The 14677-nt window shown below is 69.4% G+C and carries 13 protein-coding genes; 5 read left to right on the forward strand and 8 right to left on the reverse strand.

The features are described 5' to 3' along the window. Positions 1-48: 48 nt before the first annotated feature. A complete protein-coding gene (locus ACFOES_RS06700) occupies positions 49-1620 on the reverse strand; it encodes a DHA2 family efflux MFS transporter permease subunit (RefSeq protein WP_377832425.1) in 1572 nt (523 codons plus the stop codon). Continuing rightward, the gene (locus ACFOES_RS06705) at positions 1620-2756 is read right to left on the reverse strand and encodes an HlyD family secretion protein (RefSeq protein WP_377832426.1); all 1137 of its coding nucleotides are present in this window, start codon (positions 2754-2756) and stop codon (positions 1620-1622) included. Before ACFOES_RS06705 ends, ACFOES_RS06700 begins: the two co-directional genes overlap by 1 nt. 101 nt (positions 2757-2857) lie before the next feature. Here ACFOES_RS06705 and ACFOES_RS06710 point away from each other — a divergent pair, with 101 nt between their 5' ends. Further along, entirely contained in the window at positions 2858-3520 is a 663-nt protein-coding gene (locus ACFOES_RS06710) for a TetR/AcrR family transcriptional regulator (protein ID WP_377832427.1), read from the forward strand. A gap of 309 nt (positions 3521-3829) precedes the next feature. Continuing rightward, positions 3830-4843 carry an ACR3 family arsenite efflux transporter gene (gene arsB / locus ACFOES_RS06715; RefSeq protein ID WP_377833012.1) on the forward strand — a complete coding sequence of 338 codons (1014 nt, stop codon included), beginning with the start codon at positions 3830-3832 and terminating at the stop codon, positions 4841-4843. A 10-nt stretch (positions 4844-4853) separates the two neighbouring features. Here the strand turns inward: arsB and ACFOES_RS06720 are convergent, their stop codons facing one another. The 5 genes from ACFOES_RS06720 to ACFOES_RS06740 form a co-directional block, all read right to left on the reverse strand. Then, the gene (locus ACFOES_RS06720; RefSeq protein ID WP_377832428.1) at positions 4854-6101 is read right to left on the reverse strand and encodes a Tm-1-like ATP-binding domain-containing protein; all 1248 of its coding nucleotides are present in this window, start codon (positions 6099-6101) and stop codon (positions 4854-4856) included. After that, entirely contained in the window at positions 6098-7585 is a 1488-nt protein-coding gene (locus ACFOES_RS06725) for an aldehyde dehydrogenase (protein ID WP_377832429.1), read from the reverse strand. The genes ACFOES_RS06720 and ACFOES_RS06725 overlap by 4 nt, the downstream gene beginning before the upstream one ends. Before the next feature lie 3 nt (positions 7586-7588). Then, a complete protein-coding gene (locus ACFOES_RS06730) occupies positions 7589-9112 on the reverse strand; it encodes a tripartite tricarboxylate transporter permease (protein ID WP_377832430.1) in 1524 nt (507 codons plus the stop codon). A 10-nt stretch (positions 9113-9122) separates the two neighbouring features. Continuing rightward, entirely contained in the window at positions 9123-9665 is a 543-nt protein-coding gene (locus tag ACFOES_RS06735; protein ID WP_377832431.1) for a tripartite tricarboxylate transporter TctB family protein, read from the reverse strand. Positions 9666-9732: 67 nt separating this feature from the next. Next, entirely contained in the window at positions 9733-10671 is a 939-nt protein-coding gene (locus ACFOES_RS06740) for a tripartite tricarboxylate transporter substrate binding protein (protein WP_377832432.1), read from the reverse strand. 131 nt (positions 10672-10802) lie between these two features. On the opposite strand from ACFOES_RS06740, the gene ACFOES_RS06745 reads away from it, so the two are divergent. The 3 genes from ACFOES_RS06745 (at position 10803) to ACFOES_RS06755 (ending at position 13783) form a co-directional block, all read left to right on the forward strand. After that, complete coding sequence (locus ACFOES_RS06745; RefSeq protein ID WP_377832433.1) at positions 10803-11603, forward strand: IclR family transcriptional regulator; 801 nt, start codon at positions 10803-10805, stop codon at positions 11601-11603. 13 nt (positions 11604-11616) lie between these two features. After that, positions 11617-12972, forward strand: a complete 1356-nt coding sequence (locus tag ACFOES_RS06750; protein WP_377832434.1) for an aminotransferase class III-fold pyridoxal phosphate-dependent enzyme — start codon at positions 11617-11619, stop codon at positions 12970-12972. Between the two features lie 88 nt (positions 12973-13060). Then, on the forward strand, positions 13061-13783 hold the full coding sequence (locus tag ACFOES_RS06755) for a hypothetical protein (RefSeq protein WP_377832435.1): 723 nt from the start codon (positions 13061-13063) through the stop codon (positions 13781-13783). A 34-nt stretch (positions 13784-13817) separates the two neighbouring features. Here the strand turns inward: ACFOES_RS06755 and ACFOES_RS06760 are convergent, their stop codons facing one another. Next, the gene (locus ACFOES_RS06760) at positions 13818-14579 is read right to left on the reverse strand and encodes an IclR family transcriptional regulator domain-containing protein (RefSeq protein ID WP_377832436.1); all 762 of its coding nucleotides are present in this window, start codon (positions 14577-14579) and stop codon (positions 13818-13820) included. Between the last annotated feature and the right edge of the window lie 98 nt (positions 14580-14677).

Below are 14677 nucleotides of genomic sequence, written 5' to 3' on the forward strand. Positions count from 1 at the left end.
GCCCGGCGGCGGAGCCCCCCGCCGCCGGGAGCCTGAGCGTTTGCACGCTCAATGCGCGGCGACGTCGGTATGCTCGGGCTTGGCGAGCAGCAGGATCAGCGGCGTCGCGCAGATGAACGAAATCGCCATCGTGTAGAAGACGTCGTTCCAGGCCATGATCGCGGCCTGCTGCGCGATCTGGCCGCCGAGCTGGCGGATCGCGGCCAGCATCGGGTCGCCGTTGATCTCGGGATGGCTCGCCATCAGATGCGTCATCTGCCGGACCCGGTCGGCGACGGCCTGGTCGGTGGTGCTGATGCTCTCGGCCATCCACCAGTAATGGCGGTCGTAGCGGCCGTCCCACTGGGTGTTGATCATCGCCAGCCCCAGCGCCCCGCCCATGTTGCGGAAGACGTTGAACAGGCCCGAGCCGCCGCCGACCAGCGTTGTCGGCAGGGTGCCGAGCGCGGCGGCGGTGATCGTCACCATGCACAGCACCAGCCCCAGCCCGCGCGCGATCTGCGGCCAGAGCAGCTGGTCGAAGCCGACCTCGGTCGTCATCTTGGTATTGAGCCACAGCCCCAGCGTCACCAGCGTGAAGCCGAAGAACAGGATCTTGCGGGCGTCGAACCTCTGCCCCAGCTGGCCGGTGATCGGGGCGCCGACGAACATCGCGGCGCCGGTGACGGCCATCACCTCGCCGACCTGGAGCGAACTGAAGCCGCGCACCCGCGACAGGAACTGGGGCAGGATGTAGCTCTGGCCGTACATGCAAGTGCCCAGCACGAAGGTCAGGATGCAGCCGACGGTGAAGTTGCGGTTGAGGAAGGCATGCAGTTCCAGCACCGGGTGCTCGATGGTCAGCTCGCGCCAGATCAGCAGCACCGCCGAGCCCACCGAGAGCACGGCGAAGAACAGGATCATGTCGCTCTGGAACCAGTCCTCGCGCGGGCCCTCGTCGAGCACGATCTCCAGCGAGCCGAGGAAGCCCGCGATCAGGACGATGCCGAGGATGTCGATCTTGCGGAACAGCTTCCAGTCCGGCAGGTCGATATCGACGAAGAGCGGCACCAGCGCGGTCACGATCAGCCCCGGCACGATGTTGACCAGGAACAGCCAATGCCAGCTGAAATGCTCGGTGATATAGCCGCCCAGGGTCGGCCCGGCGGCGGGGGCGACGGTGGCGGTCAGGCCGATGATCACCGTACCCAGCATCCGCTTCGACGGCGGCAGCAGCTTGTAATTGGCGGCGAAGACGGTCGGGATCATGGCGCCGCCGATGAAGCCCTGGACCGCGCGGAAGGCGATCATCGACTGGGTGTCCCAGGCGAAGGCGCAGGCCACGCTCATCAGCGTGAAACCCGACGAGGACATGACGAAGACCCAGCGCGTCGACATCACCTTGGCCAGCCAGCCCGAGAGCGGGATCATCACCACCTCGGCGACGAGGTAGGCGGTCTGGACCCAGGTCACCTGGTCGATCGAGGCCGAGATGCCGGCCTGGATCTGGGGCAGCGAGCTGGCGACGATCTGGATGTCGAGGATGGCCATGAACATGCCCACGACCATCAGGAAGAAGCCGAAGACGTCGCCCTTGGTCGGCACCGGCGGCGCGCCGGGCGGGTCGGCCGGCGCGCTCATCACTTCGCCCCGCGCGTGTTCACGTCGACGACGACCGAGCTGCCGGGCCGCAGCCGCGGACCGTCCGGCGCTGCCGGCGGGGTGACGCGGATGCGCACCGGGATGCGCTGGACGATCTTGGTGAAGTTGCCGGTGGCGTTCTCGGTCGGGATCAGGGCGAATTCCGATCCCGTCGCCGGCGCGATGCTGTCGATCACGCCCGAGACATGCGCCCCGCCCAGCATGTCGGCGGTCAGGTCGACCTTCATGCCGGGGTGGAAATGCCGGACCTGGGTCTCCTTGAAATTGGCGACGACGTAGACGGCGTCCAGCGGCACCAGGCTGATCAGCCGGGTGCCGGCGGCAACGGATGTGCCGACCTCGACGCCGCGATTGCCGACCACCCCGTCGCGGCTGGCGCGGATCACGGTGTCGTCGACATTCTTCTGCGCCAGCACCAGCGCGGCCCTGGCCCGGCTCAGCGCCGCCTCCTGCTGGTGGCGCTGGCTCTTCAGCACCGGCACCTGCCCGCGCGCGACATCGAGCGACGCCTTGGCGCCGCGGACCCCGGCCCGGGCCTGGTCGAGCGCCAGCGTCTGCTGGTCGGTGACGGCCTGGGTGGTGGCGCCGCGCGCCAGCAGCGCCTGGCTGCGCTCGGCATTGGTGCGCGCGACCTCGAGCTGCGCCTTCGCCGAAGCCAGGCTGGCCTCGGCCGCGGCGATGTTGTGGGCCTGCAGCGCAATCTGCTGATCCGTGGTCGCGATCGCCGCCTCGGCGCTGGCGACCTGGGCCCTGGCCTCGGCCAGCGCGGCGCGGTAGCGCGTGTCGTCGATCCGCAGCAGCACGTCGCCGGCCTTGACCGCGGCGTTGTCGGCCACCGCGATCTCGGTGATCGTGCCGGCGACCTGCGCCGAGTAGGTGACGATATCGGCCTTCACATAGGCGTCGTCGGTGGTTTCGGTGAAGCGCCCGACGGTCCACCATTCCCGCCCGAACCAGACCCCGGCCGCCACCAGGATCAGCACCACGGCGCCGATGACCAGCCGCTTGGTCCCGCCGGAGGCCGGTTTCCCGGTCGCCGGCATCTCCGAGGCGGGCGCGGCGCCGGTCTCGCCTGCCGCCGCCGGGCGGCTGTCCTCGTCGGTATCGCGGGGCATGGGACGGCCTTTCGTTACTATACCGTTTAGTTTACTTATTGCTCTATATCGCCGGACATGCAATATGCAAGAGGCAAAAATCGGCTTTGACGGGGGCACAGGTGGACGCGCAGGCGGAAGAAACCGGAAACCAGCCGACCGCCCGGACGGGCGGCAGGCGTGGCACCGCGAAACGCGAGCAGATCCTCGCCGGGGCGCGCGAGGTGTTCATGGAACGCGGTTTCGAGGCCGCCTCGATCGACGAGATCGCGCGCGTCTCCGGCGTGTCGAAGCCGACGCTCTACCGCCATTTCCCCGACAAGCGGCATCTCTATTCCGCGTTCTTCACCCGCGAATGCGATCTCTACGCCGCCAAGCTGTTCCCGGCCGAGCTGGTGCAGGCCGGGGCCGCCGACGCGCTGGACCGGATCGCGCGCTTCTATCTCGACCGGCTCTCTTCGGCCCAGGCGCAGAGCGCCTTCCGGGTCGCGGTCGGCGACGCGCAGCGGTTCCCCGAGCTTGCCCGGGCCTTCTACGCCACCGGCCCGGCCCGCGGCGCCCGCCATCTCGAGCCGCTTCTGGAGGCCTTCGTCGCCCGCGGCGAACTGGAGATCGACGACATCGCGCTGGCCGCCGCCCAGTTTCTCGAGCTGTGCAAGGCGGACCTGTTCTACAAGCAGGTCTTCTGCATGATCGACGCCCCCGACCCGGCCGAGATCGACCGCGTGGTGGCCGGCGCGGTCACGGTCTTCCTGCGCGCCTACGGCCCGCGCGCGCCACGCTGAAAAGCTGCGCCGCATCGGCCGGCCCGTTTGCGGCCTGCCCGTTCCCCCCTGCCCGTCCTCCCTGCCCGTCCTCCCTGCCCGACAAGCCCAAGCTTGACGAAAACCAGGTAAATCCTTAGCCCGGTCATAGTTCGAAACTTCTCGAAATGGGGATGCGATGGCGCGCGGGCGCAACGACGGAGCCGAGAATCGGGGCGCGGCGCGGGCCGGGCTTGCCCCCTGCCCCCGGACCCGGTGGGCAACGGGCTTTCACGCAAGCAGAGAGGACAGCGCAGCATGACCGACAACTCCCGGGACCATTCCGAGCCGATGGGCCTCTTCGCGCGTTACCTGACGCTGTGGATCGCGCTCGCCATCGTCGGCGGCATCGCCTTGGGCAGCGTCGCCCCGGGCCTGATCGCCGCCATCGCCGCGGCCGAGGTCGCCTCGATCAACCTGGTCGTGGCGGTGCTGATCTGGGCCATGGTCTACCCGATGATGGTCAATGTCGATTTCGGCGCCGTCGCCGGGGTCGCGCGCCAGCCCCGCGGGCTGCTGGTCACGCTGGCGGTGAACTGGCTGATCAAGCCCTTCACCATGGCCCTGCTTGCCGTGCTGTTCTTCGATCACGTCTTCGCACCGTGGATCGCGCCGGCGGATGCCGCGCAATATACCGCCGGGCTGATCCTGCTCGGCGCCGCGCCCTGCACCGCGATGGTCTTCGTCTGGTCGCAGCTGACGCGCGGCGACGCGACCTACACGCTGGTCCAGGTCTCGGTGAATGACCTGATCATGGTCGTCGCCTTCGCCCCGATCGTCGCCTTCCTGCTCGGCGTCACCGATATCGCCGTGCCCTGGGAAACCCTGGTGCTGGCGACACTGCTCTACGTCGTCCTGCCGCTGATCGCCGGGCTGTTCACCCGGCGCAGGCTGGGCTCGGACGCGGCGATCGAACGCTTCGAGGCGCGCGTCAAGCCGCTCTCGATCATCGGCCTGATCGCCACCGTGGCGATCCTGTTCGGGCTGCAGGGCGAGACCATCCTCGCCCATCCCGCCGTCATCGCCCTGATTGCCGTGCCGATCCTGATCCAGAGCTACGGCATCTTCGCGCTGGCCTATGGCGCGGCCTTCGCGCTGCGGGTGCCGCACAGGATCGCGGCCCCCTGCGCCATGATCGGCACGTCGAATTTCTTCGAGCTGGCGGTGGCCGTGGCGATCAGCCTGTTCGGGCTGAACTCGGGCGCCGCGCTGGCCACCGTCGTCGGCGTGCTGGTCGAGGTGCCGGTGATGCTGTCGCTCGTCGCCTTCGCCAACCGCACCCGCGGCCGCTTTCCCGGCGCCTGATCTGCGGACGTCAGGCCCCCGCGCCCGGCCGCGGCAACACGCCCGCCGCGATCCAGCGGTCGAGCTGCGCCAGCGCCGCCTCGGCGAAAGCCGGATCGTTGATATGGGCGTCGAGCTCGACCAGCGTGACATTGCCGGGGCAGCTGGCGCGGATCTCCGCGACGAAGGCGGCAAGGCCCTCGGGATCGGAGAGCGGCCCGCCGGGGCGGTCCCACTCGTTGCCGCCGCGCAGGGGCAGAAGCAGGGTCACCGGCCCCTGCGCCGTGGCCAGCTGGCCGCAGATCGCGCGCGCCATCTCGCGCCGTTGCTCGGCGGTCATCATCACCGAGGACAGCAGCCGGTTATGGGCATGGACCTCCTGCCCGGCCAGCCGGGGCGGCACCTCCTGCCAGCCGACGAAATCGACCAGGTCGTAGCAGCCGATCGAGACCAGTTGCGGCACCCCGGCGCGGCCGGCCGCGGTCATCCGGTCGGGGCCGGCGCTGATCGCCGAGCCCATGATGTGGTTGCCCAGCTCCTGCGGGGCGAAGTCCATCACGGCGGCGAAGGCGCCCTCGGCTGCGAGGCTCTCGAAGGCGCGGCCGCCCATGCCGGTGGCGTGGAACACCGCCACCTCGAAGCCCCGCGCCTCGAGCGCCGGCTTCAGCGCCACCATGTAGCGCAGCACCGTCTTGCCGAAGCTGGTCATGCCGATCAGCGGCCGGTCGCGCGCCGGCGGCTCGACCGCGCGCGCCGCGCCGAGCACCGCCCCCGCCGCCTGCGACAGCGACGCCTTGCAGACCGAGTTGAGCCCGTAGAGCCCGCCGGCCCAGAGGATCATCTGGATATCGGCCGGCAGCCGCTCGGGCGGGATCAGCGGCGAGAAGGCGACCGTCGAGACGATGTATTTCGGCACCCCCAGCGGCAGCGCCAGGCAGAGGTCGAGCGCGAGGTCGGTGCCCATGCTGCCGCCGAGCACCAGCACGCCGTCGAACCGCCCCTCGCCGTGCAGCTGCGCCGTCAGCGCCGCCGCGCCGCGGGCCATGATCTGCATGGCCAGGTTCTCGTCCTCGCCGGCGATGGCCTCGGCGATGGAGCTGCCGGCGGCCTCGGCCACCTCGTGTTTCGAGAACTCGGTGGGCACCGAGGGATCGCCCAGCACGCTGACATCCATCGTCAGCACGCCGCCGCCCTGGCCACGGATCACCTCGGCGATGTAGGTCAGCTCGTCGTCCTTGGTGTCGTAGGTGCCGACGACGAGGATGGTGCGGTCGGTCATAGCTTGATCCACGCGGTCTTGAGGTCGAGATACTTGTCGAAGGCGTGCAGCGACTTGTCGTGGCCGTTGCCCGATTGCTTGACGCCGCCCAGCGGCACGGTGAGGTCGGCGCCGCCATAGGTGTTGACGTGGACGACCCCGGCCCGGATCGCCCGGACCATGCGGTGGGCGCGCGACAGGTCGCGAGTCCAGACGGCGGCGGCGAGGCCGTAATCGGTGCCATTGGCGATGGCGACCGCCTCCTCCTCGGTATCGAAGGGGATGACCGCCAGCACCGGCCCGAAGACCTCGTCCCTGGCCAGCCGGTCGGAGGGGGCAACGCCGGTGACGATGGTCGGCGCCATGTAGTAGCCGCCGGTCTCTTCGAGGATCCGCTTCCCGCCGATGCGGACCTCGCGACCGAGCGCCCGCGCCTCCTCCACGAAGCCGAGGTTGCGGTCGAGCTGGGCAAGCGAGTTCACCGCCCCGGCGCCGGTGGCGGGATCGAGCGGATCGCCCACCGTCATCACCTGCACCTGCCCGGCCAAGGCCTCGACGAAGCGGTCGTGGATCGAGCGTTCGACCAGCAGCCGCGAGCCGGCGACGCAGACCTGGCCCGAATTGCGGAAGATGCCGTTGGCCGAGACTTTGACCGCCTGGGCCAGGTCGGGCGTGTCGGCGAAGACGATATTCGGGGACTTGCCGCCGAGTTCGAGATAGACGCGCTTGAGGTTCGAGCGCGCGGCATATTCCAGCAGCCGGCGGCCGGTGGCGCCCGAGCCGGTGAAGACCAGCACGTCGACCTCCATCGACAGGCCGATCGCCGCGCCGACGACAGGGCCGGGGCCGGTCACCACGTTGAACACGCCCGGCGGCAGCCCGGCCTCGAGCGCCAGTTCCGCCAGCCGCACCAGCGTCAGCGAGGCCGTCTCCGCCGGCTTGAGCACCACCGTGTTGCCGGCGGCCAGGGCGGGGGCGAATTTCCACGCCCCGATCATCAGCGGGAAGTTCCACGGCACGATGGCGCCGACGACGCCGACCGGCTCGCGGTGAACCAGGCCGAGCACGCCCGGATCGGTCGGCGCGATCTCGCCGGAAAGCTTGTCGAGCGCCTCGGCGTAGTAGCGAATGGTGCCGGCGGCCGAGAGCGGCTCCGCCTTCAGCGCCATGCCGATCTCGGTGCCGTTGTCGCGCACGCCCAGCACCGCGAGTTCAAGCGCGTTCCCGGCGATCAGATCGGCCCATTTCAGCAGGATCTTCTTGCGCGCCGCCGGGGCCATGTCGCGCCAGCCGCCTTCGTCGAAGGCGCGGCGGGCGGCGGCGATGGCGGCGTCGGCATCCTGCTGCGTGCCGCGCGCCATGGTGGTGAAGGCCCGGCCGTCGAGCGGCGAGATCACCTCGAGCACGCCGCCGTCCGAGGCCGGGCGACGTTCGCCGTCGATGACGTGAAGCGCGGGCGGCACCGCGGCGTGGCGCAGCTCCTCGATGCGGGTCCGGTCAAGCATGGCTCACCCCTGCTGGCTTTCGTGGATGTCGTGATCGTGCGAGAATTCGGGCGGATTGAGCCGCCGCTCGCGGAAGACGCCCCAGAAGTGCAGCCCGATCAGGGCAAGGATGGCGAGGGCGAGGAAGGCGGCGATCGGCCGGTCGACGAAGTCGAGCGGCGTGTGCACCCGGGCCATGGCCGAGCGCAGCTTGACCTCCATGATGCCGCCCAGCACGATGCCGAGGATGATCGGCACGATCGGCAGGTTCTGGCGCTTGAGGATCAGGCCGAGGATGCCGAAGGCGGCGGCCAGCAGGCAGTCGGTCACCGAATTGCGCAGGCTGAAGACGCCGACGAAGCTGAGCGTCAGGATCATCATGCCGAGGAACCGGGTCGGGATCCGGATGATCCGCATCAGCAGGTTCGAGCTGAGCGCGACGAAGACGACGACGATGACGTTGAGCAGCAGCATCGCGATATAGAGCGCATAGACGAAGTCGAGGTGGTCGCGGAACAGCCCCGGCCCCGGCACCACGTTATGGACGTAGAAGACCGACAGCATCATCGCCGTCAGCGCCTCGCCCGGGATGCCCAGCGCGAGCAGCGGGATCATCGCGGCGGCTGGCACCGCGTTGTTGGCGCTTTCCGAGGCCACCAGCCCCTCGGGACTGCCCTTGCCGAAGGCGTCCGGGTCGGTCGAGGTCTTCTGGGCATAGGTATAGGTCAGGAACTGCGCGGTGAACTCGCCGACGCCCGGGATCATCCCCATCAGCACGCCGAAGCCCGAGCCGACCGCGGCGATGCGCTTGTGGCGCAGGACGCCGGCCATGGCCCGGAACATGTTGCCCGAGACGTTCTGCGATTCCGGCGCGTGGTCGGGGTCGACCAGCAGCACGAAGGCCTGGCTGACCGCGAACAGGCCGAGCACGACGACGATCAGGTCGACGCCGGAGGAGAGGAAATCCAGACCGAAGGTGAAACGCTGGGTGTATTTCACCGGCTCCAGCCCGACGGTATGCAGGAAGATGCCGAAAGCGGCGAGCGAGCCGGCGGCGAAGGTCTGGCCGCGATGGGCGATCACCACCAGGACGATGCCGAGCAGGGCGGCCAGGAAGATCTCGCGCGAGCCGAACATCGGCGCGATCCTTGCCAGCACCGGCGACAGCAGGATCAGCGCCAGGATCGACAGGATGCCGCCGGCGAAGCTGGCGCCATAGGCCAGCCCGAGCGCCCGCAGCGCCTCGCCGCGCCTGGTCATCGGGTGGCCGTCATAGGTGGTCAGGGCGTTGACCGGCGTGCCGGGGGTGTTGATCAGGATCGCCGGCAGCGAGCCGCCATACATCGACGAGCCGTAGATCCCGAGCAGCATCGTCAGCCCGACCAGCGGCGGCATGGCGAAGGTGGCCGGCAGCAGGATGGCGATCGCCACCGCCGCGCCGACGCCCGGGATGGCACCGATGATGACGCCGCCAAGCGATCCGACCAGCAGCGCCAGCGCCACGGACGGGGTGAAGATCAGGCCGAGACCGGCGAGAAGCGCATCCATGTCGGGCCTTTCACAGATAGGTCAGGAAGAAGCTGCGCAGCGCGGCCCCGGGCAGCAGCTCATAGGCTGCGCCGCCGGGGATCTTGACGTGCAGCAGCGTCTTGAACAGCACGACGACCACGACGCCGAACAGCAGTGCCAGCGCCGACCAGCGCCAGCCGCGATAGCCCAGCCGGTAGGTGAGCGTGACCGTGAACAGCAGCGTCGACGGCAGGTAGCCGAGCCACGGCACCAGCATGACATAGGCCATGAACCAGGCCACGTATTCCAGCGCCTTGAGCCACTGGATCACCTCGGCCAACCGGCCCGGGATGCGCTCGGACACCAGCGCGCCGATCATGTGCAGGGTGCTGAACAGGACCATGAAGCCGATCGCGACCGCAGGCCAGAAGGCGGGCTGCGCGACCGGCTTGGTGCGCGCGACCCAGGTGGTCTGGAACGGCAGGTTGGCCGCCAGGAACAGGGCGAAGGCGAAGGAGAGGAAGGCGATGACGAAATCGCCGGGGCGCCGGTAGCGGCGGAACAGGTCCTGCAGCGTCTTGATACGGCTCATGTCGCGCTCCGTTTGGGCGGCCCCGGGGCGCAGTGCCCGGGGTCGCCGCCGGTTTCAGGGGCCGGTATCAGTTGCCGATCAGGCCGGTGACGGTGCCCAGCGACTTGCGGTCATGCGCGATCTGCGCCTGCGCCGCCTCGGCCCCCTTCCAGTAGATCAGCGCCCCGGTCTTCTCGGACAGCTTCTTGGCCGCGTCCGAGGCCATCACCTTCTCGGCCACCGCGGCGATCTTGGCCTTGACCTCCTCGGGCGTGCCCTTGCGCACGAACAGGCCGTTCCACAGGTGCAGATCGAGGCTCGGCGCGATCTCGCCCACGGTGCGGGTGTCGGGCGTCAGCGGGATGCGCTTCTCGCCGATCGAGGCCAGCACGGTCACCTTGTCGAGGCAGGGCAGGATGAGCTGCAGCGTGGTGTTAATGACATCGGCATCGCCCGAGGCCAGCGTGTTGCAGTCGAGCGCGTCGAAGGCGGCCTCGGAGCCCCAGTCGAAGCCCATCTTCTTGGCCAGCGCGAAGGTCACCTGGGTCGGGATCAGGAACGAGCCGAAATGGCCCAGCGCAACGTCGTGATCCTTGGCATAGGCGGCCAGCTCTTCCATCGTCTTGTAGGGCTTGTCCTTCGAGGTCGCGATGACGAAGGGATAGGTCAGGAAGATGCCCACCGGCTCGAACGGGTCCGGCTTCAGCGCCGGGATGCCGACTTCGGGGCCGACCAGCGGCACGTCGATGACGAAGGACCCCACGGTGTAGCCGTCGGCCGGCGCCTTGGCCACCTCGGCCGCGCCGGGGAACGGGCCGCCGCCACCGCCGGGCTTGTTCACCACCGCCGCCGGCACGCCATAGGTCTTCTGGAACGCGTCGGCGATCATCCGCGTCAGCACGTCCTCGAGGTCGCCCGGCGGGAAGGGGACGACGAACTCGACCGGTTTCTCGGGATATTCGGCGGATGCCGTCATCGGCAAGGCCGCCGCGACGGCCAAGGCGGCCATTGCGAGGATCTTCTTCATCTTCGGTCTCCCTGCTTATCGGTTCATTATTCAAACCGTTGGTTTCAAATATTGTTGCAAGAGAAACGAATATCTGTCAACGATTGAAGCACCCGAATTTCAGACGCTGCCGGAAGCTCCACGGAACCGACATGGGAACCATCACCAAGGCCCTTGATCTGCTTAACCTTTTCTCGCGCTCTCACCCGGCGCTGAAACTTGGCGACTTCGTCCGCCTGTCGGGGCGGGACAAGGCCACGGTGCATCGCCATCTCGTCGAACTGACCGAAAATGGCTTTCTCGAGCAGGACGCGCAGAGCCGCGCCTATCGTCTCGGGCCGGCGATTCTGCGGCTGACGGCGGTGCGCGAGGCGACGATGCCGATGCGCTCGGTCGTCGGCCCGATCGTCACCCGGGTGGCGCAGGAGGTCGGCGAGCTGGTGCATTTCTCGCTGCTCCAGGGCAGCCGGCTGTCGCCGGTCTTCCACGCCGATCCCGGCCGGCACGGCACCCAGGTGCATTTCGACGAGGCCGAGATCCTGCCGCTGCACGCGACCTCCTCGGGCTTGGCCGTGCTCGCCTTCGCGCCGGAGGAGTTGCGCGACGCGGTGCGCGCCGGCCCGCTCGAACCCCATGCCTCGGGCGCGCTGACCGATGCCGCGCGGCTCGACGCGGCGCTGGCGAAGACCCGGCAAAGCGGCCTGGGCATCATCGACAAGGGCTTCGACGACGAGGTCGCCTCGGTCGCCGCCCCGGTCTTCGGCCCCGACGGCGGCGTCGTCGGCGCCCTTGCCATCGCGGTGCCCATCGCCCGCATGTCCGCGGCCAAGCGCGCCGAGATCCGCGCCAGGCTGCCCGGCGGCGTCAGCCAGATCACCGACGCCATCGGCGGCCACCTGCCCGCCGAGCTGGCGCGGGCCTGGCAGGCCGCCGCAACCGCCCCCGCTTCATGATCGAGAGGACGCAATGAAAGACGCCAATTTCCTCAAGGAACGCAATGCCCGCCACCTCTGGCACCCGATGGCGCATCCTGCCGACATGCAAGCCAACCCGCCCGACATCATCGTCGGCGGCGAAGGGGTCGAGATCACCGATGTCGACGGCCACCGCACGGTCGACGCGGTCGGCGGGCTGTGGAACGTCAACCTGGGCTATTCCTGCGCCCCGGTGAAGGAGGCGATCGCGCGCCAGCTCGACAGGCTGCCCTACTACTCGATCTTCCGCGGCACGACGAACGACAACGTCATCGTCCTGGCCGAGATGCTGAAGGCGTTCTTCGCCCCCGACGGGATGGAGCGGGCGTTCTACACCTCGGGCGGGTCGGACAGTGTCGAGGTGGCGCTGCGGCTCGCGCGGCAATACCACAAGCTGCGGGGCGAGGCCGGCCGGGTGAAATACCTCAGCCTGAAGAAGGGCTATCACGGCACCCATACCCTGGGCGCCTCGGTCAACGGCAACGCCAATTTCCGCACCCAGTACGAGCCGCTGATGCCCGGCTGCTTCCACGTCCCCGCGCCCTATCCCTACCGCAACCCGTTCAACGAGACCGACCCGGAGCGGCTGGCCGGGCTGGTGCTGGCCGCCATCGAGGACGAGATCCGGTTCCAGGACCCGTCGACCATCGCCACCTTCATCATGGAGCCGGTGCTGGGCGCGGGCGGGGTGATCCCGCCGCATGAAAGCTTCATGCCCGGGGTGCGCGAGCTGTGCACGAAATACGGCCTCCTGCTGATCGCGGACGAGGTCATCACCGCCTTCGGCCGGACCGGCGACTGGTCCGGGTCGCGCCACTGGGGCGTGCAACCCGACCTGATGACCACCGCCAAGGCGATCACCAACGGCTATTTCCCCTTCGGCGCGGTGATGATCTCGGGCGGCGTCGCCGAGGTCTTCGAGAGCGACGGCAGCGGCAAGGGGGCGATCGGCTCGGGCTATACCTATTCGGGCCACCCGGTCGGCGCGGCGGCGGCGATCGCCACGCTGAAGGAAACCGAGCGGCTGAACGTCAAGGACAACGCGGCGGCGCGGGGCGACCAGCTTTTTGCCGGGCTGCGGGCGCTGCAGGAGAAATACGCGGTCATTGGCGATGTCCGCGGCGGCCACGGGCTGATGCTGGCGCTCGAGCTGGTCTCGGACCGGGCCGCGAAAGCCCCGATCGACAAGAAGACCATCGGCACCGTGCAGCGCGCGACCTACGAGGCCGGGGCGATGATCCGGGTCTCGGGCAACAACATCATCCTGTCGCCGCCCCTGGTCCTGAGCGAGGCGGACGCGGCCACGATCCTGGGCGCCCTCGACGCCGGTTTCGCCGCCGTGTCCTGACGCAGTCTCCTGAGCCGGCGCGGCGGCGCCGTTGCGGGCCGGCCGGCGCGCGGATAAGCTCCGCCGCGATCTTGAGAGGAGACCGGCGATGGCCCTGCGCAGCGACGCCGCGATGGTGCTGTTCTACGACATCGACGGCGACACCGCCGATCACGACGACTGGCACAGTCACGAGCATTTCCACGAGCGGCTGTCGGTGCCGGGCTTCCTGCGCGCCACCCGCTGGATCGCGACCGCGGCCGAGCCGCGCTACATGGTGACCTACGAGGTCAGCGACACCGCTATCGGCACCTCGCAACCCTATCTCGACCGGCTCAACGACCCGACCGCATGGACCGGCGCGATCATGCCCCGGTTCCGCGGCATGACTCGTGGTTTCTGCCATGTCACCGCCAGCGCCGGCTTCGGCCTCGGCGCCGCCGCCGTCGCCCTGCGCTTCCAGCCCTCCGCCGGGAGCGCGGCGGAACTGAGCGGCTGGCTCGCCGACGTGGCGCTGCCGGCGATGGTGGAGCTGCGCGGCATCGCCGGGGCGCATCTGCTGCAACCGGTGCCGCCGCCGCCGATGACGCGCGAACAGGCGCTGCGCGGCGCCGACAGGCCGATGCCGTGGCTGATCTTCGCCACTGGCTACGACGCCGCCGCGCTTGACGCGGCGGTGGCGGCCGATCTGGCGCCCGAGGCGCTGGCGGCCAAGGGGGCGGAAGAGCTCATCCATGGCCGCTACGCCCTGCACTACACCGCCGATGCCGACGAGGTCGCCCGCACGCCCAAGCCGCCGGTGCTGTCGCCCGAGGGGCGCAAGCGGCCCTGAGCGCGGCCCTGAGCGCGGCCCTGAGCGTGCTCCGTCAGCGCAGCACCCGCCGCAGTCCCGCCTGCACCCGCAGCAGTTCCGGCAGGTAGCGTTCGATCACCTGTTCCGGCGTTTCCTGCGTCACCGCCATGCCGCTGTTGAGCGCCGCGACCACCCTGCCCCGCATGTCGAGCAGCGGCACGGCGAGCGAGCGCAGCCCGATCTCGACCTCCTGCTCGTTCAGCGCGTAGCCCTGGGCGCCGATCCGGGCGATCCGGGCCATGATCTCGTCCGGCTCGGTCAGGCTGTAGGCGGTGCGCGGTGTCAGGTCCGAGGCCTCGACCACCGCCCGGGCCTCGGCCTCGGGCAGCGCCGCCAGCAGGATGCGCCCCATCGAGGTGCAATGCGCCGGCAGCCGCGAGCCCGGCATCAGCCCGATCGACATCACCCGCCGCTGCGCCGCCCGGGCGATATAGACGATCTCGGTCCCGTCGAGGATCGAGACCGAGACGCTCTGGCCGATGCGCTCGGTCAGCTGGTCGAGCCAGGGCTGCACCACCTGCGGCAGCGGCAGCGAGGCCAGCGCCCCCATCCCCAGCCGCAGGGTCTTCGGCGTCAGGGTGAAGAACTTGCCGTCGTAATCGGCGTAACCCTCGTGATGCAGAGTCAGCAGGCAGCGCCTTGCGGTGGCGCGGTCAAAGCCGGTGGCGGCGGCGACCTCGGCAATCGAGCGGCGCGGGGTCTCGGCCCCGAAACACGCGATGACACGCAGGCCCTTGGCGAAGGAGGCGACGAAATCGGCAGGTTTGTTCGGCATGCGAACACCGTTCGACGCGATGCGAACAAATGTCAAGATGTGAACGTTGGGCGTGGAAAGCCGCGCGGCCGGCGCCTAAGCCTGCCGCCCAGGAGGAT

It is taken from the genome of Acidimangrovimonas pyrenivorans (assembly GCF_042643245.1).
GTDB lineage: Bacteria > Pseudomonadota > Alphaproteobacteria > Rhodobacterales > Rhodobacteraceae > Acidimangrovimonas > Acidimangrovimonas pyrenivorans.